Annotated in this window: 18 protein-coding genes and 1 tRNA gene; 7 read left to right on the top strand and 12 right to left on the bottom strand. The window is 73.1% G+C overall.

The window, feature by feature from the left end; all coding sequences use genetic code 11:
• Positions 1–22: 22 nt before the first annotated feature.
• On the bottom strand, positions 23–1,948 hold the full coding sequence (locus tag CR470_RS12585) for a putative bifunctional diguanylate cyclase/phosphodiesterase (protein WP_097867679.1): 1,926 nt from the start codon (positions 1,946–1,948) through the stop codon (positions 23–25).
• 386 nt (positions 1,949–2,334) lie between these two features.
• Between CR470_RS12585 and CR470_RS12580 the strand changes: the two genes are divergently transcribed.
• Positions 2,335–3,576, top strand: a complete 1,242-nt coding sequence (locus CR470_RS12580; protein WP_097867678.1) for a M6 family metalloprotease domain-containing protein — start codon at positions 2,335–2,337, stop codon at positions 3,574–3,576.
• Positions 3,577–3,644: 68 nt separating this feature from the next.
• Here CR470_RS12580 and CR470_RS12575 read toward each other — a convergent pair.
• The 7 genes from CR470_RS12575 to CR470_RS12545 form a co-directional block, all read right to left on the bottom strand.
• Positions 3,645–3,718 (bottom strand) — tRNA-Lys (locus CR470_RS12575).
• The gene (locus CR470_RS12570) at positions 3,709–4,404 is read right to left on the bottom strand and encodes a bifunctional DNA primase/polymerase (protein WP_097867677.1); all 696 of its coding nucleotides are present in this window, start codon (positions 4,402–4,404) and stop codon (positions 3,709–3,711) included. Before CR470_RS12570 ends, CR470_RS12575 begins: the two co-directional genes overlap by 10 nt.
• 265 nt (positions 4,405–4,669) lie before the next feature.
• The gene (locus CR470_RS12565) at positions 4,670–5,011 is read right to left on the bottom strand and encodes a hypothetical protein (protein ID WP_097867676.1); all 342 of its coding nucleotides are present in this window, start codon (positions 5,009–5,011) and stop codon (positions 4,670–4,672) included.
• A 130-nt stretch (positions 5,012–5,141) separates the two neighbouring features.
• A complete protein-coding gene (locus CR470_RS12560) occupies positions 5,142–6,476 on the bottom strand; it encodes an AAA domain-containing protein (protein ID WP_097867675.1) in 1,335 nt (444 codons plus the stop codon).
• On the bottom strand, positions 6,473–8,092 hold the full coding sequence (locus tag CR470_RS12555; protein ID WP_097867674.1) for a hypothetical protein: 1,620 nt from the start codon (positions 8,090–8,092) through the stop codon (positions 6,473–6,475). Before CR470_RS12555 ends, CR470_RS12560 begins: the two co-directional genes overlap by 4 nt.
• A complete protein-coding gene (locus CR470_RS12550) occupies positions 8,083–9,117 on the bottom strand; it encodes a hypothetical protein (protein WP_097867692.1) in 1,035 nt (344 codons plus the stop codon). The genes CR470_RS12555 and CR470_RS12550 overlap by 10 nt, the downstream gene beginning before the upstream one ends.
• Before the next feature lie 106 nt (positions 9,118–9,223).
• Positions 9,224–10,237, bottom strand: a complete 1,014-nt coding sequence (locus CR470_RS12545) for a phosphatase PAP2 family protein (RefSeq protein ID WP_097867673.1) — start codon at positions 10,235–10,237, stop codon at positions 9,224–9,226.
• A 246-nt stretch (positions 10,238–10,483) separates the two neighbouring features.
• Between CR470_RS12545 and CR470_RS12540 the strand changes: the two genes are divergently transcribed.
• Positions 10,484–11,080, top strand: a complete 597-nt coding sequence (locus CR470_RS12540; RefSeq protein ID WP_097867672.1) for a histidine phosphatase family protein — start codon at positions 10,484–10,486, stop codon at positions 11,078–11,080.
• Between the two features lie 485 nt (positions 11,081–11,565).
• Here the strand turns inward: CR470_RS12540 and CR470_RS12535 are convergent, their stop codons facing one another.
• Positions 11,566–13,077: a tetratricopeptide repeat protein gene (locus CR470_RS12535; RefSeq protein ID WP_097867671.1), complete on the bottom strand. Its 1,512-nt coding sequence runs from the start codon at positions 13,075–13,077 to the stop codon at positions 11,566–11,568.
• Between the two features lie 295 nt (positions 13,078–13,372).
• On the opposite strand from CR470_RS12535, the gene CR470_RS12530 reads away from it, so the two are divergent.
• On the top strand, positions 13,373–13,735 hold the full coding sequence (locus tag CR470_RS12530; RefSeq protein WP_097867670.1) for a hypothetical protein: 363 nt from the start codon (positions 13,373–13,375) through the stop codon (positions 13,733–13,735).
• 76 nt (positions 13,736–13,811) lie between these two features.
• The gene (locus CR470_RS12525) at positions 13,812–14,759 is read left to right on the top strand and encodes a spermidine synthase (protein ID WP_097867669.1); all 948 of its coding nucleotides are present in this window, start codon (positions 13,812–13,814) and stop codon (positions 14,757–14,759) included.
• 22 nt (positions 14,760–14,781) lie between these two features.
• Here CR470_RS12525 and CR470_RS12520 read toward each other — a convergent pair whose 3' ends face one another.
• The gene (locus CR470_RS12520) at positions 14,782–15,336 is read right to left on the bottom strand and encodes a hypothetical protein (RefSeq protein ID WP_097867668.1); all 555 of its coding nucleotides are present in this window, start codon (positions 15,334–15,336) and stop codon (positions 14,782–14,784) included.
• Between the two features lie 142 nt (positions 15,337–15,478).
• Here CR470_RS12520 and CR470_RS12515 point away from each other — a divergent pair, with 142 nt between their 5' ends.
• A complete protein-coding gene (locus CR470_RS12515; RefSeq protein ID WP_097867667.1) occupies positions 15,479–16,207 on the top strand; it encodes a response regulator transcription factor in 729 nt (242 codons plus the stop codon).
• Entirely contained in the window at positions 16,204–17,637 is a 1,434-nt protein-coding gene (locus CR470_RS12510) for a HAMP domain-containing sensor histidine kinase (RefSeq protein ID WP_097867666.1), read from the top strand. The genes CR470_RS12515 and CR470_RS12510 overlap by 4 nt, the downstream gene beginning before the upstream one ends.
• Positions 17,638–17,915: 278 nt before the next feature.
• Here the strand turns inward: CR470_RS12510 and CR470_RS12505 are convergent, their stop codons facing one another.
• Together CR470_RS12505 and aspT are read right to left on the bottom strand one after the other, a co-directional pair.
• Positions 17,916–19,568 carry a bifunctional aspartate transaminase/aspartate 4-decarboxylase gene (locus CR470_RS12505; RefSeq protein WP_097867691.1) on the bottom strand — a complete coding sequence of 551 codons (1,653 nt, stop codon included), beginning with the start codon at positions 19,566–19,568 and terminating at the stop codon, positions 17,916–17,918.
• 162 nt (positions 19,569–19,730) lie between these two features.
• Positions 19,731–21,407, bottom strand: coding sequence for an aspartate-alanine antiporter (gene aspT / locus CR470_RS12500; protein ID WP_097867665.1), 1,677 nt, complete (start codon positions 21,405–21,407; stop codon positions 19,731–19,733).
• A gap of 363 nt (positions 21,408–21,770) precedes the next feature.
• Here aspT and CR470_RS12495 point away from each other — a divergent pair, with 363 nt between their 5' ends.
• Positions 21,771–23,093 (top strand): ABC transporter substrate-binding protein, encoded by a 1,323-nt coding sequence (locus tag CR470_RS12495; protein WP_097867664.1) that lies wholly within the window; start codon positions 21,771–21,773, stop codon positions 23,091–23,093.
• Positions 23,094–23,152: the final 59 nt, after the last annotated feature.

Here is a 23,152-nt window from a genome sequence, read left to right as displayed (position 1 = left end):
CCTGCCGTGGTACGGGTCCCGGTCAGCCCTCCAGCGGCCGGGACCCGATCAGCCCGGCGATCTGCTCCGGCGCCACGGCCCGTGAGTACAGCCAGCCCTGCCCGGTGTCGCAGCCGATCCGCCGCAGCCGCTCCGCCTGCCCGGCCGTCTCCACGCACTCCGCGGTGACGGTCAGGCCCAGGCGGTGCGCCAGCTGCACCATGGCCTCCACGATCGTCTCGTCGGCCGGGCTCGGATGCGTACCGTCCTCGTAGCGGAAGCCCTTCACGAACGCCCCGTCCAGCTTCAGCACGGAGACGGGCAGCCGGCTGAGGTAGGCGAGGTTGCTGTAACCCGTCCCGAAGTCGTCGATGGCGATCCGTACGCCCATGTCGCTCAGCGCCTGGAGCGCCCGCAGCGGACGGCCGCCCGAGCCCATCACCGCCGACTCGGTCAGCTCCAGCTGGAGCAGCCCCGGGGCGAGCTCCGTCTCCGCCAGGATCCGGTCCACATCGGCGACCAGGTCGGAGTCCCAGACCTGCCGTACGGCGACGTTGACGCTGATGAACAGCGGCGGCTCGTCCGGGTGGTCCAGCTGCCAGCGCCGGGCCTGCCGGCACGCGGTGCGCAGCACCCACCGGCCGAGCTGGACGATCGAGCCGTCCTCCTCGGCGATCTGGACGAACCGATTCGGCGGCAGCACGCCGAACTGCGGATGGTTCCAGCGCACCAGTGCCTCGACGCCCCGCAGCACCCCGTCCGCCATCCCGACCAGCGGCTGGTACTCCAGGGTGAACTCGCCGCGCTCCACGGCGGGCCGGAGCGTGGAGGAGAGGGACTGCCGGGTCATGCGGTGGGCGTTGCGCTCGGGGTCGAACAGCGTCCAGCGGGCCTTGCCGTCCGCCTTCGCCCAGTACAGGGTGGTGTCGGCGGCCTGCATCAGCCCGGTGGGCGAGGTGCCCGCGGCGGCCCGTTCGACCACCCCGATCGACGCGGAGACCGAAAGCCGCTGTCCTGCGAGGTCGAACGGCTGCTGGAGCGCGGCGAGGACCGAGCGGGCCAGCTCGGCGAGTTCCTCGGTGCCCGCCGAGTCCTCGACCAGGATCGCGAACTCGTCGCCGCCCAGGCGCGCCACCAGCCGGCTGCCGCCGGGGTTGCGGGAGGCGTCGTTCTCGGCGCAGTCGGTGAGCCGCGCGGCGACGGCGGCCAGCAGCCGGTCCCCGGTCCGGTGGCCCAGGGTGTCGTTGATCGCCTTGAAGCCGTCCAGGTCCAGATAGCAGAGCCCGATCCGGTCGTGCTGCCGCGGCGGCATCGAGTCGTCCTGGTACGGCGGGGTCTCCAGGGCCGAGGCGAGCCGCTCGAAGAACAGCGTCCGGTTGGGCAGCCGGGTCACCGGGTCGTGCATCTGGAGGTGGCGCAGCCGCTCCTGGAGCTCCCGCCGGTCGCTGACGTCCGCGACCGTCAGCAGGACCCGGGCGGGCTCCGCCGCCGATGCGCCGGTCATCGGTACGACGGTGATCTCGGCCCACAGGGAGCGGCCGTCGAGGTGCTTGAGGCGGCGGGTGCAGCGGAACCGGGAGCGGCGGCCCAGGAGGACCTCGCGGTAGGCGTGCCAGGTGCGGTCGTCGGACGCGAGGTCGAGCAGCTCGCTCGCCTGCCGCCCGGCGAGGACCGCCGCCGGGATCCCCAGCAGCCCGCCGAGCGCCCCGTTGGCCCGTACGACGTGGCCCCGGCCGTCGACGACGCCCATGGGGAGCGTGGCGGCGTTGAAGGCGGCCCGGTAGTCGCGCAGCTCGGAGGTGGTGGGGCCGTCTCCCGCGGGGGGCGGGGCCGAGGGCGACGGGGCCGTGGTCCGCACGTCCGCGACCGGCGGGCCCATCGCCGTCGTATGACGCTCCGTGACCGGCGCGGGGGGCGCGCCGGAGGCCGTGCCTGCCGGGGCGCTCGGCCCTTCGGAGGTTCCGCTCACCGCTCGCTCCCGCTGTGAAGGTCGTCGTGAACTGGTGGGGTCGGACTGGCCACCGGGTGGCGGTCCCGTGAACGGGCCCGTTCCACGCGGGAAAGCGTGGTGAAGCATAGAGGGTGCCGCGTCGGCCGTTCCAGCTCACCGTCCGGTCCGGGCCATCGCCCGGGTCCGCGAGGGGACGGGAGCACGCATTCCGCTTTGCCCGATCCTGATCATTTCTGTGCGGATCTGTTTCATTGAGTGGCTGGAATGACTGACAGTGACGTTCTGTGAAGGTGTGGGTGGCGATTTTGACCGCTGACCCGTGTGGGGCAGCACAACAGGGCGTGGCGTGGTGAAGCGGCACAGGGTGGACGGGATGGACCGTGTTTCCCCACCCGGAGGTCGATGTGCCGTGCCGTCGCGGACCCGGGGGAGCGGAACGGCCGCCCCTGCGCAGTCTGGCCGCCGCCGCCACCTCCCTCCTGGCGCTCGCCGCCACGTCCCTCGTCGCGGGCCCCGCCGCGGCCGCCGCGGGGGACGCCGCTCCCTGCGCCCTGCCCCGGACGGCGGCGCACCACTCGCTCGGCCTGGACACCTGGAACACGGCCTACCCGCGCCCCGGACGGGGACTCGACGCGGTCATGATCTTCCTGTCCTTCCCGGACTCCGAACCCACGCTCACCCCCGAGGCGCTCACCGCCGACCACTTCCCCGCCACGACCCGCTTCTTCGAGCGCGCCAGCTACGGCCGGTTCACCCTGCGCCCCCATCCGCAGCGCGCCTGGACGCAGATGCCGCGCGACTCCACCTGGTACGGCATAGAGCGTGACTGGAACACCGAGCGGCGCACCGCCTACCTGCGTGACGCCATCGACGCCGCCGACCCGGAGGTGGACTTCTCCCGGTACGACGTCGTCTACCTGGTGGCCGACCCGGACGCCCCCGGCGTCGACTCCGACGCCACGAAGGTCGTCAACTTCGACCGGCCGCTGCGCGCCGACGGCAGCGACATCCGGCGCGTCGTCACGGTCTTCGAACAGCACCCGCCCGACCGCAATGTCCTCGCCCACGAGACCGGGCACGTCTTCGACCTCGCCGACCTGTACCACCGGCCCATCGACGGCAAGGGCGACTGGGACACCCACGTCGGCGACTGGGACGTCATGGGCAGCCAGTTCGGCCTCGCCCCGGACCTGTTCGGCTGGCACAAATGGAAGCTCGGCTGGCTCGGCGGACATCAGGTCCTCTGCGTCCGGGGCCCGACCGACCTCACCCTGGAGCCGGTCGCCGCGGCCCCGGTGCCCGGCGGGTCGATCGGCACCCGGCTCGCGGTCGTCCGCACCGGCGCCGACAGCGCCCTGGCCATCGAGGCGCGCAGCGCCACCGGGAACGACCGGGGCACCTGCGCCGAGGGCGTCCTGATCTACCGCGTCCGCAGCGAGACGGCCTCCGGCGGTGGGCCCATCGAGGTGGTCGACACCCACCCGGACACCGGGGCCTGCTGGGACCGCTCGGTCTACCCGCCGCTCGCCGACGCCCCGCTCGGGGTCGGGGAGACCTTCACCGTGGAGGCCGACGACACCCGCGTCGAGGTCGCCGACCGCACCCCGTCCGGTTCCTGGACCGTCCGGATCACCACCGGCGTCTGAAACGGGCCGTTCGGAGGCCTCCGTACACGAAGAAGCCCCCCGCTTCCGCGAGGGGCTTCTTCCGTCTGTGCGCCGTCAGGGACTCGAACCCCGGACCCGCTGATTAAGAGTCAGCTGCTCTAACCAACTGAGCTAACGGCGCCTGCTGACGTCGTAGACATTAGCACCCTGATCCGCCCGAGGAAAAATCGAATGCGCGGCACTCCCGGACGCCGCGGACCGGCTCACCCGCACACACGCCCAGAGCAGCACATCGGGGCCCGGCAGCCACGGATTACGGGTGTCGGGGGCGACCACCCAGCGGGGCCCGCCGTCGGACGACGCGCAGGTCAGCGGCGGTACGGTCACGGCGTCACCGGTGCCGTGACAGAGCAGGGGCGGCACCGTGCCGCGCTGCTCCCGGGAGCCGCCGGAGCCCTCCGAACCGCTGGATCCCCACTCCTCCCAGGCGAGCAGAGAGGGCAGTCGCTGGGCCGTTCCGGGGGCGGCGAACAGCAGCATCCGGCCCCGGTGCGTGGCGACGGGACCGGAGCCGGGCCCCTCGGCCCAGAGCTGTTCCAGCATTCGCCGCCCGAACAGCGCCGGCACGTTCACGACGTCGAAAGCGGAACCGCAGGGGAGCACACCGGGAGCCTTGGGCCGGTCCTCCCAGTGGGCGAGCGTGCTGCGCGGGTAGGGAGCGGCCCCTGCCAGCCAGGCGGCGCCGGCCGCCGTGACCTGTGCGGCCTGGGGCCCGGACTGGTCCCGCAGCAGGGCGAAGATGTCGACGCCGTGGTGCGGGGCGGCACCGGCCTGCAGGGTCGTTTCGTCTTTCAGCCATGCGCTCATGGAGCAAGGTCTACCGGGAGTAACCGAAAGGAATCCGAGAGTTGCCGGAAACCAGGACAGGCCGGGAGGGGAAGGAGTATCTTGCCCGCCGGAATATGCCACGGGACCTGACCCCCGGCCTGGCGTAGAGGCATCTGCCCCAGGGGCCCCAGCCACCCCACCGGCCCCACGGGCTTCGTGCGCCTGCAGGCCGTCCCGTAGGCCCGGTAGGTCCCACGAGCCCGGTAGGTCCCACGAGCCCGGAAGGTCCCACGAGCCCCACGGGTCAGGCTCTGGGCGCGTCCAGCAGGGAGCGGCCGAACTCGATCATCTTCTTCGCGTAGTCCTCGGTCCACTCCGCGCGCTCCGCGACGTCCGCCGCGGTCAGCCGGTCGAACCGGCGCGGGTCGGCGAGCTGGGCCGCCGCCATCGCCTGGAACTCCACCGACCGGTCCGTCGCCGCCCGGAAGGCCTGCGTCAGCTCGGTCGCACGGGCCAGCAGCTCACGGGGGTCCTCCACCGACTCCAGGTCGAAGAAGTGCTCCGGATCCGCCGTGGCCTGAGACGGCTCGAAGAGCAGCGGCGCGGGGCGCAGCCGCTGCCGTTCGTTCCGCTCGGACTGTGTCATGCGGTGTTCCTCCCTCGGACGACCTGATGACCGGAAGATCCGGACGGCCACCCTCCATTGTCCAACCCCGCGCAAGAGGGCCGGGGCGCGCGGCGGGGGCGCGGGGACGCTCCCTCCGCGTGCCCCGGGCTCAGGGCCGCCACCGCACCCGGCGTTCCGAGAGATGGGCCAACACCGCGTGGTTCGCCTCCCAGCCGTCGGGGAACTTCACCGTGACGCCCAGCTGGACCGGCTCCGTGGACGGGTGCTCGTCCAGCAGGTCCGCCACCCCCTCCCGGCACACCACGATGCAGGCGTGCCGGTGCCGCGAGGCCAGCACGCACAGGCGGCCCGTCTCCAGGTGGAACGCGGTCGCGTCGGGCCGCCCCGACAGCGGGTGCAGGACCACCGTGACGTCGAACTCGCGGCCCTGGAGCCGGTTCGCCGTGTCCACCGCGACCCCCGTGACGCCCAGCTCCGTGAGGGCAGCCCGCACCGCCGCCGCCTGGTCCCGGTGGGCCGTGCCGACCGCGACCCGGTCCGCCGTCACCGGCACCGGCTCCTCGGCCCGCTCGCTCGTCGCGACCCCACCCCGGTCCAGCAACCGCCGGACCACCAGCGCCACCGCCCGTACCGCCTCGGGATCGGTGCGCGGGGTGTGCCGGGCGGGCAGCTCCAGCAGACCCCACCCGGACTCCGCCGCCTCGTCCAGCACCCGATCGGGCCCCGACCCGTCCGACGCCACCCCGAAGGAGAGCTTCCGGTCCCCGTGGTCCGTACCGCTGCGGAAGGGCGTGTACGGGTAGAACGCGTCCGAGACCAGCGGGGCAGCCGACGCCGGGAGCCGCCACGACACCGGCAGCCGGTGCTGCGGCAGCTCCGGGTTGTGCGCGAGCAGTGTGGACACCGCGCTCGCGGACGGGTCGTAGCTCAGCCCCGCCCACTGGTCCGCGCCGACGATCGAGAACGGGTCCAGCTGGCCCGGGTCCCCGACGAACAGCGCCCGCTCGAACAGCCCGGCCACGGCGAGCAGCGCGTCCGAGCGCATCTGGTACGCCTCGTCCACGATCGCGTGCCCCCACGGCTCCACGTTCTTCACGTGCGCCCACTTGGCGGCCGTCGAGATCACCACGTCGAGCCCGGCCAGATCCGCCGCCTTCGCCGACTTCGTGACGCTGGCGAGCCCGTCCAGGACCTTGTCGTACGGGTCGGAGTCGTTGCTGTGCAGCCGGCCCACCGGCAGCTCCGGGTCCTTCTCCGCGAGCCGCACCACCAGGTCGTCGACCTGGGCGTTGGTCTGCGCGATCACCATCAGCGGATGCCCGGCGGCGGCCAGCTCCAGGGCCGCCCGGACCACCAGCGTCGACTTCCCCGCGCCGGGGGGCGAGTCCACGACGATACCCCGGGCGCTGCCGCGGAGGGTGTCGTCGAGGATCGCGCCGGTCGCGCGGGCCGCCGCCGCGCCGGGGTCGAAGACGGTCCTCACAGCAGGTCCTCCGGGGTCACGGGGTCGGGGTGCTCCGCGCGCGCGGCGGCGTCCGCGCCCGGCGGGCCGCCGTGGGTCCACGGCGTCTCCTCCGGGTCCGGCAGCTTCGGGCCGCCGCGCTGGTCGTGCTCGAACAGGGTCCAGGCGATCCGCTCGCCGGGCTCCGGCACCGAACCGGGGGCGGGCTCCTTGCCCCGGCCCATCCGGTCCAGGATCCGCAGCACCAGCGGGATCTCCCCGTCGTCGGCCGGTGGCCCGTCCGCGTACCGCACGAACTCCGCCGTCTGCGGCTTGCCCTCCAACGAGCGGTAGACCTTCGTCCGCTCGCCCAGGTGCGGACGCTCGTCCGTGCGGACGGTGACCAGCGGGCGCGGGGAGGGCCGCTTGGACTCGGTGTACGCCATCTCCACCCCGGACACCGTGGCGAGGAACGCCTCGCCCGCCAGCCGCCGCCCCGCCAGCACCAGCGGATCGTCCAGCGCCTCCTGCGCCTCCAGCTGGGCCTGGGCGGTCTCCCGGGAGGCCAGCTTCTGGGCCGCCGTCACCGCGTCGTCGCGGCGCGGCTGCGGCGGCTCGCCCGAGCGCACCCGGTCCCGGTGCGCGGTGAACGACCACCGGTCCCGGGTCCAGCGGTCCTCGGCCCTGGACCCCTCGGGCAGCTCCCGCAGCAGGTCGAGGACCCGCCAGACCGCGTCCCAGGTCGGCAGCATGACCCGCGCCAGCAGCGAGCGGATCTCCCGCTCGGCACCGCTCAGCTCACCTAGGCGGGCATCGGCGGCGAGCCCGTCCTCGGCGGACGCGAGCGCCGTGCGCGCCCGGTCGTACCGCTCGATCGCGGGGGCGAGGAGGCGGTTGTCGAAGTCCGGGTCCGTGGCCGGGCCCGCGGGCGGGCACAGCAGCTGGCCCTCCCCGTCCCGGGCCAGCTCGGCCCGGAGCGCGGCCTCGGCCCCCGACGAGCCGGCCGGTGGGTCGATCCAGGCCAGCAGCGCGCCCAGGTGCTGGTCCTCCAGGCTGCTCTGCCCGGTCGCCCAGTGCCGGTTCAGCAGATCCGTCACGGCGGGCAGCAGCGCGGAGCCGGGCACCCGGGCCCGCTCCCCGTAGTGCGTCAGCCAGCGGCCGAGCAGCGGAACCCGCGCCGGGGCCGGATACGGGGTGTCCGGATCGTCCTCGGCGGTGCGGCGGAACCGCATGGACCGGCCCAACAGCCGGACGAACTCGACGCCCGCCCGGCTCGGCACGATCAGCTGGGCGGCGTCCGTGCACAGCTCGACCTCGACCTTGGTCTTCTTGCCGGTCGCCGGGTCCGTCTCGTTGCGCTCGGCGGGCTCGACGACGTCCGCGTACGCCTCGATGTGCGGCAGGACCGCCTCCGCCAGCTCGGCCAGGAACGCGAACCGCAGGTCCCGGTCGCGGGGCTGCGCGACGGCCAGCAGCCGGGGCGCCTCCCGGTCCGTGCCGACCAGCGCCCCGAGCGGGGCCCCGGCCTCACCGGCGGTGGTCAGCGGCACCAGCACGAGCGGCCGGTCGGTGAGATGACGGTGCCGGACGGTCGCCAGCGGCTGGGCGCGGCCGGTGTCGACGGCCTCCAGCCGGGCCAGGGTGGTGATCAGCGACATGCGGTCGCCCCCTCCGGCGCCCCGGCCCGCGGCACGGATGCCCCTTCCAGCGCCTCGGCACGCAGCACGGACGCGCTCTCCAGCGCCTCGGAGCGCAGGGCGGCGGCCCGGCGCAGCGCGGCGACCGTCGGATCGGCGGGATCGCCCTCCTTGCCCGCGGCGGCGGCCAGCACCCCGGCCACCGTGGTCAGCCCGCCCAGCTCACCCCGCACACTCCGGCCCAGTGCTTCCACGGCCCCCTCGGCCCGGGACTTCGCCCGGCAGTGGAAGGCCAGCTCGCAGGCGGCCAGGCACTCCGGGGCGTAGGCCGGGGGCACCGCCGCCACGGCGGCGTCCAGCTCCGCGGGCGGACACGCCGGATCGAACGTCGTCCCCTCCGGCAGCCCCGCCGCGATGTCCTCGACGCGCGTCAGCCGGGTCAGCTGCCGACGGGTCACGGCGCGCTGCTTGCGTACGTCCACGACGGAGGCGGTCGGAAGGTTCGAGAAGTCCTTGGGGCAGACCAGCAGCACCCGGTGGCCGACCTCCGCGCCCTCGGTCACCGCCGCGACCCGCTCCAGCGCCAGCACGTAGACCGCGGCCTGCCGGGCGGCGGCGCCGACCTTCGACGGGTCGGCCGACGCGTCGATCATGGGGAACGACTTGATCTCGACGACCGTCCACCGGCCGTCGGGGTGCACCACGACCGCGTCGGGCTCCAGATAGGCGGGGGAGCCCGCCACCTCCAGGGCCAGCATCGGGTGGTCCAGCAGTGCCCAGCCGCCCGCCGCCGTGGCCTCCCGGAGCGCGAGCGCGGTGCGCGCGGCGCGGCCCTCGGGACCGGCGGCGCTCAGATCGGGTGTGGCGGCGTCCCCGGCCGGGGCCTGGGCACCGCCGCCGAGCCGTTCGTACAGCAGGCGCAACAGCTCCGCGCCGCCGTCGGCCTTGACCTTCGCCTCGAACGCGTTGCCCCGCATGAAGGCGAACTGGGACTGCCCGAAGGGTGCGGGGGAGCCGAGCGCGGTGGCCAGCACGCCCTTGTCCACCCCCGCGCCGTCGAGCAGGGCCCGCCGTCTGCAGCCCGGGTTGGCGGCGAGGGCGGCGAGGGCCCGGGCGTCGAGCGGGTGCGGTGCGACGGACGGGCCGCGCAGCTCAGCGAGCCGCTGCCGGAGCGTCGTCGCTCGCGGCCGCGTCGGCGTCGTCTCTGACTGCCGGGCCGCCGACTGCCGCGCCGGGGGGATCTGCGGAGGTGGTCCGCTGGCCGGGGATTCGCTCACCCGGGGAAGTCTTGCATCCGGTACTGACATTCGGGGGCACGGTCACCGGAACCGACTCGGCGACGGGGCTCCGGCCGCCCTCGCTCCGGCCCGCGAACAGGACGGCGGCCGGCCCGGTGAACCGTGCCGCGCCCCACGCCTTGAACCGGTCGGCGATCCGCATGACGGGCCTGACCAGCAGGGCTCCGACGCCCATCACCGCGGCGCCCGCGACGGCGTCCAGGAAGTAGTGGTTGGCGGTGCCCATCACGACGATCGTGGTGATCAGCGGATAGGCGATTCCCGCCGCCCGCACGAGGGGATGGCGGCCGTGCCGCCACAGCAGGATCCCGCACCAGAGGGACCATCCGACGTGCAGGCTGGGCATCGCCGCGTACTGGTTGGTCATCCCGCTCAGCCCGCGCGGGGCGCTCGCCCCCTCGCCCCACCAGCCGTAACCGCTGTACTGCGCCATCGTGTCGACGAAGCCGTGACCGGCGTCCAGCAGCCGGGGAGGACAGGTCGGCATCAGCGTGAAGCCGACCAGCCCCAGCAGCGTGGAGTTCATCAGCCAGACCCGGGCCGCCCGGTACGCGGCCGATCTGCGCCGGAACATCCAGATGAGGACGGCCGGGGTGACCAGGTAGTGCAGGGACGCGTACGCGAAGTCGGCGGGTATCCCGAGCGACGGGGTGCTGGTGAAGAGGCGGTTCAGCGGGTGCTCGGCGTTGAGGTACAGCGCCTGTTCCAGCCGCAGGATCGCCAGGCCGTGGTCGACCGCCGTCGACACATCGCCACGCACCAGGAGCCGGCCCAGCGAATACAACGCGTACACCACCGCGATCAGTGGCAGCTCCGTCCACCAGCGGGGCCGGTGACCGGTCGCGGGCGGCGCGGTGGCGTGCGGCATCCGGTAGCTCTCCCCATGTTCATGCGGCCGACGACGAACGTTCAACCGTACGGCGGCACCGTGCCGCCGGTTCCCCCGGGGGTCCCCTTCCGGACGTCCCGTACACAGCGGTCCCCGCCCTGGTCCGAATCCTCGGCCGGGGGACTGCTCAGGGTGGGACGCCCGCATGGCCCGGGAGGTTGCGTGCCGGGCCGGTACAGGATGATGGAAGGTCCCAACAGCACCAACGTTCCAGGGAGAGCCTTCATGGCATCGCGCATCCTGCTCGCCCGGCACGGCCAGACCCAGTGGTCGGTCCGGGGCAACCACACCGGCAGGACGGACATCCCGCTCCTGGACGACGGGCGCGAGGGCGCGAAGCTCCTCGGCGAGCGGCTGCACCGGGCGCCCTGGGCGGGGCTGCCCGGCGTCGAGGTCCGCACCAGCCCGCTCGTCCGGGCCGCCGAGACCTGCGAACTCGCCGGGTTCGGGAAGCGGGCCGAGCCGTGGGACGCGCTGATGGAATGGGACTACGGGGCGTACGAGGGGCTGACCCCGGCCCAGATCAGGGCGGACCGGCCCGACTGGCTGATCTGGCGCGACGGGGTCCCGGACGGGGAGTCCGTCGCCGACGTCACCGCCCGCGCGGACGAGATCGTCGCCTGGGCCCGCTCGGCGGACCGGGACGTCCTGGTCTTCGCCCACGGCCACATCCTGCGGGCGTTGGGCGCGCGGTGGCTGGGCGAGGACCTGTCCTTCGGCGCCCGCATCCGCCTGGAGCCGACGTCGCTGTCGGTCCTGGGCTGGGCGTACGGCCTGCCGGCCGTGGAACGCTGGAACGACACGGGCCACCTGGAACGCTGACCTCGCCGGCCCGCCTTTCACGGGGCCGTGCGCCCACTCAAGCCTGTCCCCGCGGCACTCAAGCCTGTCCGGCGCTTAGTGCCCGGGGCGGCCGTGCTCTTCGCGGGGCCCTGCGCTTACTCAAGCCTGTCGGGCGATTGAGGACGGAAGCTTCGCTCGGGTTGGGCGTGCCCTTGCGGGGCCCTGCGCTTACTCAAGCCTGTCCGGCGATTGAGGACGGAACCCTTCGTCCGGTGGCGGGCTCTTCACGGACCTCGTGGCGCGGGAGACCCGGATCAGCACCCTCGAACGTGCTGCACGGTTCCGTCCTCAAACGCCGGACGGGCTGGGTTTCGCACCCCGGAACGTGCTCGCCGGTTCCGTCCTCAAACGCCGGACGGGCTGGGGTGGCCGCCGGACGGGCCGGGTTAGCCCCCGACGGGCCGGGTTAGCCCCCCGACGGACTCGGGTGGCCCCCGGACGGGCTGGGGTGGCCGCCGACGGGCTCAGGTGGTTGCCGGGCCCGCCGGGGTGGCCGCCGGGCCCGGCGTCGACTCCCGGTGGCGGGTCAGGAAGCTTGCCACCGGGGTCGCCCCGGCCCGTGGCTCCAGCACGCGCGCCGCCCCCGCCAGCATCCCCCGGATCCGCGAGGACTGGACCCGGGGCAGCAGGTCCAGCGCCTGGTGACCCGTCGCCGCCGCCTCGTCCGCCCGGCCCGCCCGCGCCAGGTCACCCGTGAGCTGGGCCCGGTAGAGCGCCAGGTTCCGGGTGAAGTGCGCGTCCTGGAGCGCCGTCGCCCGCCGTCCGTGCCGCGCCGCCCGGGACCAGTCACCCAGCGCCGACCAGCACTGCGCCTCCAGCAGCTCCAGCTCCGCCTCCCGGAAGAAGCTCATCCACTCCGGATCGCCCGCCGCCGTGCCCCGGTCGAACGCCGCACGGGCCCTCCCGATAGCCCGGTCGCACCCCGTCCGGTCCCCGAGCCCCGCCCGGCCCCCCGCCTCCCGCAGCGCGAGCAGCGCCAGCAGCCGGGGCGACCCCAGCGTGCGGGCGGCCCGCTGTCCGGCCTCCGCCGCCCGTACCGCCTCCCGGGGCCGCCCCGCGTCCCGGGCCAGGAACGACGTGTTGCAGAACGCGTGCGCCTCCAGCCCCGGGTCCCCGGCCAGCCTCGCCGTGGCCAGGGCCTCCGCGTAGTGCGAGCGGGCGTCGTCGAAGCGGCCCGAGTCGTGGGCCAGCCAGCCCACCGAGATGGCCAGCTCGCCCGCGCCGGCGTGCAGCCGGTCCGAGGTGGCGCGCCGTGCGGTGGTCCCGGCGTCCAGCAGTTCGTACGCCGCGCGCAGCGGCTGGGCCGCCCGCCGGTAGAGCCCGTCCGCGCCGTGCCGGTCGTCCAGCAGCCGGATCTGCCGTACGGCTTTCTCGACGGCGTTCACCTCCGCCTCGCCGACCCGGCGCTGCGCGGGCAGAGAGACCCGGGCGGCGGCGGAGGCGGGCGCCCCGCCGAGACCCAGGGAAGCGGCCGCCACCGTGGCGGTGCCGCTCGTCATGAACACGCGACGCAGCACGTCGCTCTCCTCGGGGATGTCGTCGGTTTCGGTGTCGCGGCGGAGAAGGCGGAGAAGGGCGGGGTCGGAAGAGGAAGACGAAGAAGACGAAGGGGAGGGCGAAAGGGAAAGGGAAGGCGACAGGGAAGACGACAGGGAAGGGGCCGAGGCCGCCGGCCCCGTCGTGGGCGGGGGTTCGGACACGACCCGGGCGCCCCGCCCCCGTACGCTCTCGCGGGCCGAGAACCCCAGATCGGCCAGGGACGCCCCGGGGAACATGTGCAGGAACACGCGTTCATAGGCGTAGTTGGGGCAGCGAATCTCCCCGGACTCCACGCGCCCGATATAGCGGGCGTCGCACGCGACCTGCTCCCCGATCTCCCGCGCCGCTCTGCGGACCGCCGCCGCGAACTCCCCGGCGGAGCGCTGTCCGCGCAGCTGACGGAAGGCGAGGTTGGGAACTGCCGCTGTCGCCACCATGGCCGGCCCCTCTCTGGTGCGGCCGGGGTCCGTGGTTCCCGGTGCCCCGGCGGAGCAAGAACGTACCTGCTGTGACGGGTCGCACACACAGCGTTTCGTTACGTAAGGGGGCATACCGCTCCTGATCTGCCATGAACTGCCACCCTTTGCGGCGGTGTGGGCCCGTAGCCCTTGACGCACCCGGGGCGTTGGTCCATGTGGAGACGGAGCGTGGCTCCGTTCGGCGATGAGAGGAGGGGTTCCCTTGTTGCATCTCGGCAGGGAGACCGGCTCACGGACGACCGCGACGAAACCGATGACCCCGGCGCAGGGGGACCAGTCCTGCGACCTCGTCACGGTTCCCGCGCGGCAGGGGCTGGAAGCCGTCGACATCCTCCGCCGCGGAAGGGACCAGGAGCCCGTCGGCCCGGTTCTGCACGACGGCGCCTGCGACACCCTCGGCTTCCTCGTGCCGCCGGGCACCGCCGACGCCTGGGACGTACCGGGCAGCGCCTGCACGCGGACCGACGGCCGCGGGCTGCGCGTCCCCGCCGAGCCACCCGGCTCCGGCTGGCTGCTCCCGCCCGCCGCGGACGCCCCGGTCACCGATCCCGCCGTGCTCCGCGCCGCCCTCGACCAGGCCGCCCGGCTGATCGAGGCGGCCGACAACTGCTGCTGAGCCCATAATGGCCGGACGGGCGGAACACCTCCGCGTGGCCGGCGACCCGGGCCCCCACCAGCAAGGACCAGCGAACGTGGCACGTCGAGGAGCGCCGGCCCAGGGCAAGGACAAGGCCGCGGGCAAGGGCAGAACCGCGGGCGCGAAGGGGCGCCAGGGCGGCGGCCGGGGATCGGGCCGCGCCGAGCGGGAGCCGGTCTCCCAGCAGGTCGGCGGCGGACTCGCCGAGCTCATACCCGACCGGGAGCGCCCGAACGGCTGGACGCTCCTGCTCGACGGCGCCCCGCAGTCCCATGTGGACCTCGATGACCCCGCGCACCTGGCGTTCGCCTATCAGCGCCGCCTCGGCCACGTCATCGACCTCGCCGCACCCCCGCTCCAGCCGCTGCACGTCCTGCACCTGGGCGGCGGCGCCTTCACCCTCGCCCGGTACACCGCCGCGACCCGCCCCCGTTCCACCCAGCAGATCGTCGAGCTCGACGCGCCCCTCGTCCAGCTCGTCCGCGACCGCCTCCCGCTGGACCCCCAGGCCCGGGTGCGGGTCCGGGCGGCCGACGCCCGCGAAGGGCTCGGCAGGTTCCCGGACGGCTGGGCGGACCTGATCATCGCGGACGTGTTCAGCGGGGCCCGCACCCCCGCCCACCTGACCTCCGCCGCATTCCTCGCGGAGGTGCGCCGGGTCCTGAAGCCCGAAGGGCGGTACGCCGCCAACCTCGCCGACGGCCCCCCGCTCGCCCACCTGCGCGGCCAGGTCGCCACCGCCGCCGCTGTCTTCCCCGAACTGGCGCTGGCCGCCGACCCGGTGGTGTGGCGGGGCCGCCGTTTCGGCAACGCGGTCCTGCTCGCCTCCGCCCTGCCGCTCCCGGTCGCGGAGTTCACCCGCCGGGTGGCGAGCGACCCGCACCCCGGCCGCGTCGAACACGGCCGCGCGCTCGCCGACTTCACCGGCGGCGCGGCCGTCGTCACCGACGCCGCGGCCAGACCGTCGCCCGCGCCGCCGCCGTCCGTCTTCGAGAACCCGTGACCCGCCCCTGGTCAGACCCGGATCACGGTTCGACGACCTGCACCGTCGGCGGCGTCCCGTTCCAGGTGCAGAACACCGAGTACGTCTTCCCGTCCCTCCCGCCCCCGTCGCTGAAGTCCACCCGGATCCACGCGTCGTTCGTCCACACCTGCATCGACCAGCCCGGCTCGGGCGTCGCCGAGACGAGCTTCGCCGAGTGCGCGCCGAGCTCGAACACGACCCGGCCGCCGTCGGTGCGATAGCTCTTCACCCTGCCCGAGGTCGATGGCGCCGGCGGCTTCGCCGGCGTGGCCGACGGCGCCCGGGAGGGGCGCGGGGCCGATGGCGAGGGGCTCGCCCCGCCGGTGCGGGGCGAGGCGGAGGGGGAGGGCGAGGTGCGGTGCGTCGAGGAGACGAGCGGCGCCCCGGTGCTCTGTCCGATGCGCTGAGGAGGGCCCGAGCCCACCGAGACCGGCACGGCCCGGGGCGGGTCGTAGGCCGTCCCCGCCATGACCGTGTGCACACCCCACCACGAGAGCGTCACCGCCGCGCCGGTGGCGAGCATCCACGCCAGCGCGTGTACGAGTCCTCGTTGCATCGGCACATCCTGCACCACCCGGCCTGTCCCGGCCCGCTCCGGATCTCTCCCGAGACCTCGAACAACCGCCCTTCTCCGGCCTTTGCGGAGGTTTCCGACGAGGCCGGGACCGGGCCCGCCGGCATGGCGTACGGTGCCGCCCATGGCAAGTGTGCTCGTGGTCGAGGACGACCAGTTCGTACGTTCCGCCCTCATCCGGCACCTCAGTGAGGCCTCCCACACGGTACGGAGCGTGGGCACCGCGCTCGAAGCGCTGCGCGAGGTCGCGCACTTCCGCTTCGACGTGGTCATCCTCGACCTCGGGCTGCCCGACCTGGACGGTGCCGAGGCGCTGAAGATGCTGCGGTCCATCACCGATGTGCCCGTGATCATCGCCACCGCCCGGGACGACGAGAGCGAGATCGTCCGGCTGCTCAACGACGGCGCCGACGACTACCTGACGAAGCCGTTCTCCGTCGAGCACCTCTCCGCCCGGATGGCCGCCGTACTGCGCCGCTCGCGCGCCACCGGCGGCGAGGCGACGCCGCCCAGGGTCATCCGCGTCGGCGGGCTCTCCATCGACCCGCTGCGCCGCAGCGCCGAGCTGGACGGCGCCGAACTCGACCTGACCCGACGCGAATTCGACCTGCTCACCTTCCTCGCCGGGCGGCCCGGCGTGGTCGTCGCCCGTAAGGAGCTGCTGGCCGAGGTCTGGCAGCAGTCCTACGGCGACGACCAGACCATCGACGTCCATCTCTCCTGGCTGCGCCGCAAACTCGGCGAGACCGCCGCCCGGCCGCGCTATCTGCACACGCTGCGCGGCGTCGGCGTGAAGCTCCAGCCGCCCGCCGACGCCCCGGCCGATACGCCGGTCACGGAGCCGCCCGCATGAGATGGGCCCTGGTCAAGGTCTGCCTCGCGGTCACCGCCATGGTCGTCATCGCCTTCGCCGTGCCGCTCGGACTCGTCATCCGGGAGATGGCCAGCGACCGGGCGTTCTCCGACGCCGAACGCCAGGCCGCGACGATCGCCCCGACGCTCTCCATCACCACCGACCGCGAGGAGCTGACCCGGGCGGTCCTGTCCACCGAACCGGGCGACCGGGGGCGCCTCGCCGTCCATGTCCCCGCCGAGGGCGGGCCCCTGGACATCGGCACCCGGCGCGCCACCCCCGAGGACGTGGCGGCCGTGCGCAAGGCCGGGCGTGCCTCCATCACCGAGGTCACCGGCGGCTTCGCGCTCCTCCAGCCGACCGCGCTGGGCACCGGGGACATCGCCGTCGTCGAGGTGTTCGTCCCCGAGGGCGGGGTCTCCCACGGGGTCGCCACCGCCTGGCTGACGCTGGCGGGCGTCGGTGTCGCGCTGATCGTGGGCTCGGTCGCGGTCGCCGACCGGCTCGGCGTACGGATGGTGCAGCCCGCCCAGCGCCTCGCAGGCGCCGCCCAGGACCTGGGGGAGGGGCGCCTCGGCACCCGGGTCCCCGAGGACGGGCCCACCGAACTGCGGTCCGCCGCCGTCGCGTTCAACTCCATGGCCGACCAGGTCGTCCAGCTCCTGGCCAACGAGCGCGAGCTGGCCGCCGACCTCTCGCACCGGCTGCGCACCCCGCTCACCGTGCTCCGGCTGAACGCCGCCTCCCTCGGTGAGGGCCCGGCGGCCGAGCAGACCCGGGCGGCGGTCCAGCAGTTGGAGCACGAGGTCGACACGATCATCCGCACCGCCCGGGAGCAGCGCCCGCAGCCCCAGGCCGGGCAGACGGGGGCGGGCTGCGACGCCTCCGAGGTGATCCGCGAACGCATGGGTTTCTGGTCGGCGCTCGCGGAGGACGAGGGCCGCGAGGTGCGCCTCGCGGGAGTCGACCGTACGGTGCGCATCCCGGTGGCCCGGCCCGAACTGGCGGCCGCTCTCGACGCGTTGCTCGGCAACGTCTTCCGCCACACCCCCGAGGGCACCGCCTTCGCCGTCGACGTCCACCACAGCGGCGACGCGGTCATCGTGCTCGTCTCCGACGCCGGCCCGGGGATCTCCGACCCGAAGGCCGCCCTCGCCCGGGGGGCCAGCGGGCGCGACGCGGCGAGCGGGTCCGTCGGCTCCACCGGTCTCGGTCTCGACATCGTGCGCCGGGTCGCCGAGTCCACCGGCGGCGACCTGCGCATCGGCAGGTCCGTCCTCGGCGGCGCGGAGGTCCGGATCTGGATCGGCCTGTACGGCAACCGCCCCGAGCGCGGCCGGCGCGGACACGGCCGGCGGGTCGGCCGCAGGACCGGCCGGCAGCGGCGCAAGGAGTCCCGGGCCCCGACCGGCCCCGGGGTCCAGCATTAACCCGTGCCGATGGGTTCCTTAAGCCCGCCCTAAGAACTCCAACTGCGGCCCGTAAAGCGCTCTTTGTCCATTCCGTTGCCGCTAGCGTGCTCGTTGTACCTCCTCGTCGGCGGTACAGACCCCCACGCCGGCCCCCGCCGCCACCGGTCGCCCCGGTGGCGGTGGGGAAACCGGCGGCCAGCAGCCCGTACGTCCCCCTCGGGCCCCGGACCGCACCTGTGCCCCCCACCGCGCGCCCCGGCCGGACCCCACCCCACCTCCGGCCGGGGCGCGCACCTTCACCCGGCCTGAGCCCGCCACTCCTGTGCGTACGCGTCGAAGATCGCCCGCAGATGGTGGCCGATCTTCAGGTAGTCCAGGTCGTCCAGGTTGGCCAGCGACACCCGCACCGACCACTCCGGGCCGTCGAAGCCGCCGCCGTTGAGCAGCACCACCGAGGTCTGCTCGGCCAGCCGGAACAGCGGATCGACCGGCTCGTAGTTCCTCTCCAGGAATTCGGCGAACGGCTTCCCGTGCACACGCTCGGCCTCGGCCAGCAGATCCAGCTCGATGTAGTACGCCGCCCGCTTCGGGTCCTCCGAGACCTTCATGTGCGCGCCCTCCAGCAGGAGTTCGAGGCGCTGCTGGACGATGGCCCGGATCCGGTGCTTGTAGGCCTGGCCCTCGTCCAGCATGTCGAACAGCGAGAACAGCACCATCATCACCTGCTGCGGCAGCGACAGGCCCGCCGTGTGGTTCAGCGCCACCTGCCGGGAGTCCGCCACCAGCCGGTCGATGAACCGGATCTCCTCCGGATTCAGCGACAGCGTCCCGTAACGCCTGTTCAACCGGTCCTTCCGCGCCCGGTCCTGCTCCGCCAGCATCGCGTCGATCACGTTGTCGTCGTGCAGCGCGATCACCCCGAGCCGCCAGCCGGTCGCCCCGTAGTGCTTGGAGTAGGAGTAGACGAGGAGCGTGTTGCGCGGCAGGTCGGCCGCGAGCGAGCGGAAGCCCTCCACGAAGGTCCCGTACACGTCGTCGGTCACGATGATCAGGTTCGGGTTCCGCTCGCCGACGATGGACCTGATCTGCTCGGCGACCCGGGTGGAGAGTGCCAGCGAGGGCGGGTTGCTCGGGTTCACACAGCAGACCAGCTTCACCGACGGGTCCGCCAGCTTGGCGATCTCCTCCTGGGGGTAACGCCACTGCCGCACCCCGGTCTCCGTGAACAGGCTCGCCTCCACCCGCACCACGTCGAAGTCGTACGTGTCCAGCTCCGGGATCTCCAGGTACGGGGTGAACACCGGCACCATCAGGGCGATCCGGTCGCCCTTCTCCAGGATCCCGTTCTTCATCAGCGAGTCGAAGATGTAGCACATCGCCGCCGTGCCGCCCTCGGTCGCGAACAGGCTCAGCTTCTGCCCCTCCGGCGGCCGGTGGTCGAACATCTCGTCCGCGATGTAGCCACGCACGATCTGCTCGGTGTGGTGCAGGATCCGGTCCGGGACGGGGTAGTTGTCGCCGATCGAGGAGTCCGCCAGCTCGTGCACGAACGCGTCCCGGTCGAAGCCGAACCGCTTCACCGCCAGGTCCACGCACGCCTTCAGCAGCTCGATGCCCGGCAGCTCCGGGTGCGTACGGACGAAGTGCTCGAAGCGCTCCGCACACCCCGGCTCCTCCGGCATGCCGCCCAGGTGGTCGGCCGTCCACACCCGCCGGGACTCCGACAGCGCGAAGTAGCCGAGCGCGTGGTACGCCTCGCGGGGCCCCGTGGCGACCCAGTTCGGGTTGCCGCGGCCCGCGTTCAGCATCGTCCGGGTCGACTTCCCCTTCTGGCCCGGACGATCGCTCTGCGCGGCCGTCGCGATCTGGATGAACTTGTCCTTCAGCTCGAAGGGGGAGAGCTGGGCGAACGACCGGATCTCTTCGCGGCCGATGCTGGTCCTGGGCATGGTGGTGTCCACTCCGTAGCAGGTCAGTGGTTCAGCGGGACGATCACGGCGTCCCACCCCGTCAGCGGGACGTCGCCGGCGGATCGCTCCTCGGGACGGGCTTGGTCACGGCGGCAGAGCCTCGGCGGCCCGCCCCTCTTCGGCCTCGGGAAGCCGGCCACGTCACGCCCCCAGGACGCCGACGAGGATGGGCCCGGTCAGCGGCAGCAGGAAGTTGGAGAGCGTGTACGTGATCGTGTAGCCGAGAAGGGGTACCGAGCTCTGGGCCACCTGGGTGATGGAGGTGATCGCCGGGGTCGAGCACTGCTGCCCGGCGATCGCGCCGATCAGCAGCGGCTTCTCGATCTTCAGCAGCTTGCGCCCGACGACCAGGGAGACCGTCGCCGGGACCAGCACCATGGCGATGCCCGCGAACGGCAGCAGCGCCCCGTACTCCTTCAGCAGCGGCCAGGCCTGGGGCCCCGCCGCCAGTCCCGTACAGGCGATGAAGACGGCCAGGCCCATGTCCTTGAGCGTGCTCGCGGCCTGCGGGGGGAACGCCCCGAAGGTCTGGCTGCGGGACCGGAACCAGCCGAAGACCAGGCCGGAGATCAGACAGCCGCCGCCGGTGCCGAGCGACATCGGGATGTCCCCGAGCTTGACGACGATCTGGCCGAGCAGCGAGCCCGCCACGATGCCGAAGCCGAGGTAGATGAAGTCGGTGGCGTCGTTCTTCACCACCGCGCCGAGCTTCGCGACGAGCCTGTTCAGACCGCCCCGGGCTCCGACCAGGGTGAGCACGTCGCCCCGGGCGAGGACCGTCTCCCCGCTCGCGGGCAGGTGCTGGTCGTTGCGCAGCACGTCGGTGACGTAGACGCCGTCCTCGCGGAACTCCGGATGGTGCTTCTCCAGCAGGTCGATGGTCGCCCCGACCGTCTCCTTCTCGGTGACCGCGACCTGACGGGTGGCCAGGGGGGCGTCGAGCCCCGGCACGGCCGGGGTCTCCGGGCCGATCTCCCGGCCCGCCTCGATGATGGCCGCCCGCTCCCCGACCACCTGGATCAGGTCGCTGAGTGTCAGCTCCAGACCGGGGGAGGGCGTCAGCAGCCTGCTGCCGCGCTTGATGCCCTCGACGGTGATCCGGCCGCCCATGGCGCTCTCCAGCCCACCGACGGTCCGCCCGTCCGCCCGCGTCACCAGATAGGTGCGGCCGACCATGCCGGGCAGCGCCTCGCGCTCGTCGGACTCCAGCCCGCCCTGGCCGCCGCGCATCTTCTCCCACAGCTCGCGCGAGGCGTCCGCCAGGTTGATGCGCAGCAGCATCGGCATGATCTGGCTGGTGTAGAGCACGATGGTGATCAGGCCGAACAGGTAGCAGACCGTGTACGCGGTGGCGACGTGCCCCTGGTACTGGCTGATCTGCTCGGAGGTCAGGTTCTCCAGCTTGCCGATGGCCTCGGTCGCCGTCCCCACGACGGCGGACTCGGTGGCCGCTCCCGCGAGGATTCCGGATGCCGTGCCCACGTCCAGGTCGAAGGCCTTGGCGAGCCCGTAGGCGATGCCCAGGACGCAGACCAGCTCGATCAGGCAGAGTGTGAAGAACCGCAGGCTCTTGCGGTTGAGATTGGCGAAGAACTGCGGCCCGGCCATGTAGCCGAGCGAGAAGATGAACAGCGCGAAGAAGACCGTCTTGACGTCGTCATCGACGCTGATGTGCCGGGTGCCGAGCAGCAGCGACACGATCAGGGTGCCGCAGATTCCGCCGAGCGTGATCGGGCCGACGCGGAGCTTGCCGACGAGGTAGCCGGCCGCGAGGCAGAAGAAGAGGGCCAGTTCGGGATGGTCGCGCAGAACGCCCATCCCGCCTCACTCACCGGGGCTGGTGTCGGCGACCAGGATGATCAAAAGGTGCATAAGGGAGAAATTAACAGGGGTGGGATGCCCCGGCAGTCAGCCCGGCCCGACCTGCCCCCGTTCACCTTCCGACGGGAGGGTGGCCCGAACGCCCCCTCGGTGACGCGCCGGACATCCCTCGGCAACGGAATCGTCTTCAACTCTTGACACCCACCCCCTTGAGGCAGCAACCTTCCGGCAACGGCGCATGGGAGCGCTCCCACTCTGGGGGAAGGTCTCGCGCGCTTCCTCTTCCCGCACCAGACCCGACGCCCTCCGCCCTGCCTCGCGGAACAGCGCCGGTACCACCCCGGAACAAGGAGCAGTGGAATGCGCATCACTCGCAGCGTCGCCGGTCGACGCAGGAGAGCAGCCTTCGTGGCCACCACGGGCCTCACGGTCACCGCCCTCCTCCTCACCGGATGCGGCGGCTCGTCCGACTCGGACAAGGGAGCCGACGCGGACGGGAACATCACCCTGACCCTCGCCGACTTCGGGCAGTTCGGGTACAAGGAGGCCGGGCTCTTCGAGAAGTACCACGAGCTGAACCCGAAGATCACGGTCAAGGAGGACACCACCGCCGAGGAGAAGAACTACTACCCCAAGCTCCTCCAGCAGCTGAACTCCGGCAGCGGCCTCGCCGACGTCCAGGGCATCGAGGTCGGCCGGATCAAGGAGATCGTCGACACCAAGGCGGACTCGTTCGCCGACCTCTCCAAGGCGATCAGCGTGGACGAGTGGGTGTCGTGGAAGGCGAAGCAGGCCACCGCCCCCAGCGGCGCGGTCATCGGCGCGGGCACCGACATCGGCCCCATGTCCCTCTGCTACAACCGTGAGCTGTTCGAGAAGGCCGGACTGCCCACCGACCGCGCCGAGGTCGCGAAGCTGACCGAGGGCGGCTGGGAGGACTTCCTGGCCCTGGGTGAGCAGTACAAGAAGAAGGCCCCCGAGGGCACCTACTTCATGGACTCCGCGAGCGCCATGTTCAACGCCGTGGTCAGCTCCAGCCCCGAGCAGTACTACGACGCGAGCGGCAAGCCGATCTACGCGAAGAGCGCCAGCGTCGAGAAGGGCTGGAAGCTCGCCGCCGAGGCCGCGTCCAAGAAGCTGACGCAGGGCCTGGCGCAGTTCGAGGACCAGTGGCAGGCCGCCCTGCGCAAGAGCACCGTCGCCACCGTCGTCTGCCCCGCGTGGATGGCCGGCCAGATCTCCACCTACGCCGGTGACGCCAACAAGGGCAAGTGGGACATCACCAGCGCCCCCGGCAACACCTCCGCCAACTGGGGCGGCTCCTTCCTCGCCGTCCCGAAGTCCGGGAAGAACGTCGCCGAGGCCACCAAGCTCGTCAAGTGGCTGACCGCCCCCGAGCAGCAGGCCGCCGTCTTCAAGGCGATCGGCGTCTTCCCGTCCAACCAGGGCGCCTACGACCTGCCCGACGTGAAGAACGCGACCCTGCCGTACTTCAACGACGCCCCGATCGGCCAGATCTACGCCGACGGCGCGAAGTCCATCCCCGAGGCGGTCCTCGGCCCGAAGGACGGCGTGATCAAGGACTCCATCTCCACCCAGATCAACAACATGGAGCAGCGCGGCACCAGCCCCGACGACGCCTGGGACGCGGCCGTGCGGACGATCGACAAGGCCATCGGCTGACCTGACACCGGACCGGCGACGAGCCGGTCCCGCGCCGGGGCGGGCGGGCGACCCCCGCC

Origin of the sequence: Streptomyces sp. rh34 (genome assembly GCF_002551245.1) — a bacterium.
Classification (GTDB): domain Bacteria; phylum Actinomycetota; class Actinomycetes; order Streptomycetales; family Streptomycetaceae; genus Streptomyces.
The sequence above is the reverse complement of the archived record's forward strand: the minus strand, read 5'-3'. Positions and strand labels throughout refer to the sequence as shown.

What these genes read in the sequence shown, in the direction of transcription:
- CR470_RS12570 (WP_097867677.1), bottom strand. Translation starts at nt 4,404, where the DNA reads ATGAGCGCATGGCTGAAAGACGAAACGACCCTGCAGGCCGGTGCCGCC.
- CR470_RS12565 (WP_097867676.1), bottom strand. Translation starts at nt 5,011, where the DNA reads ATGACACAGTCCGAGCGGAACGAACGGCAGCGGCTGCGCCCCGCGCCG.
- CR470_RS12555 (WP_097867674.1), bottom strand. Translation starts at nt 8,092, where the DNA reads ATGTCGCTGATCACCACCCTGGCCCGGCTGGAGGCCGTCGACACCGGC.
- CR470_RS12545 (WP_097867673.1), bottom strand. Translation starts at nt 10,237, where the DNA reads ATGCCGCACGCCACCGCGCCGCCCGCGACCGGTCACCGGCCCCGCTGG.
- CR470_RS12540 (WP_097867672.1), top strand. Translation starts at nt 10,484, where the DNA reads ATGGCATCGCGCATCCTGCTCGCCCGGCACGGCCAGACCCAGTGGTCG.
- CR470_RS12535 (WP_097867671.1), bottom strand. Translation starts at nt 13,077, where the DNA reads ATGGTGGCGACAGCGGCAGTTCCCAACCTCGCCTTCCGTCAGCTGCGC.
- CR470_RS12530 (WP_097867670.1), top strand. Translation starts at nt 13,373, where the DNA reads ATGACCCCGGCGCAGGGGGACCAGTCCTGCGACCTCGTCACGGTTCCC.
- CR470_RS12520 (WP_097867668.1), bottom strand. Translation starts at nt 15,336, where the DNA reads ATGCAACGAGGACTCGTACACGCGCTGGCGTGGATGCTCGCCACCGGC.
- CR470_RS12515 (WP_097867667.1), top strand. Translation starts at nt 15,479, where the DNA reads ATGGCAAGTGTGCTCGTGGTCGAGGACGACCAGTTCGTACGTTCCGCC.
- CR470_RS12510 (WP_097867666.1), top strand. Translation starts at nt 16,204, where the DNA reads ATGAGATGGGCCCTGGTCAAGGTCTGCCTCGCGGTCACCGCCATGGTC.
- CR470_RS12505 (WP_097867691.1), bottom strand. Translation starts at nt 19,568, where the DNA reads ATGCCCAGGACCAGCATCGGCCGCGAAGAGATCCGGTCGTTCGCCCAG.
- aspT (WP_097867665.1), bottom strand. Translation starts at nt 21,407, where the DNA reads ATGGGCGTTCTGCGCGACCATCCCGAACTGGCCCTCTTCTTCTGCCTC.
- CR470_RS12495 (WP_097867664.1), top strand. Translation starts at nt 21,771, where the DNA reads ATGCGCATCACTCGCAGCGTCGCCGGTCGACGCAGGAGAGCAGCCTTC.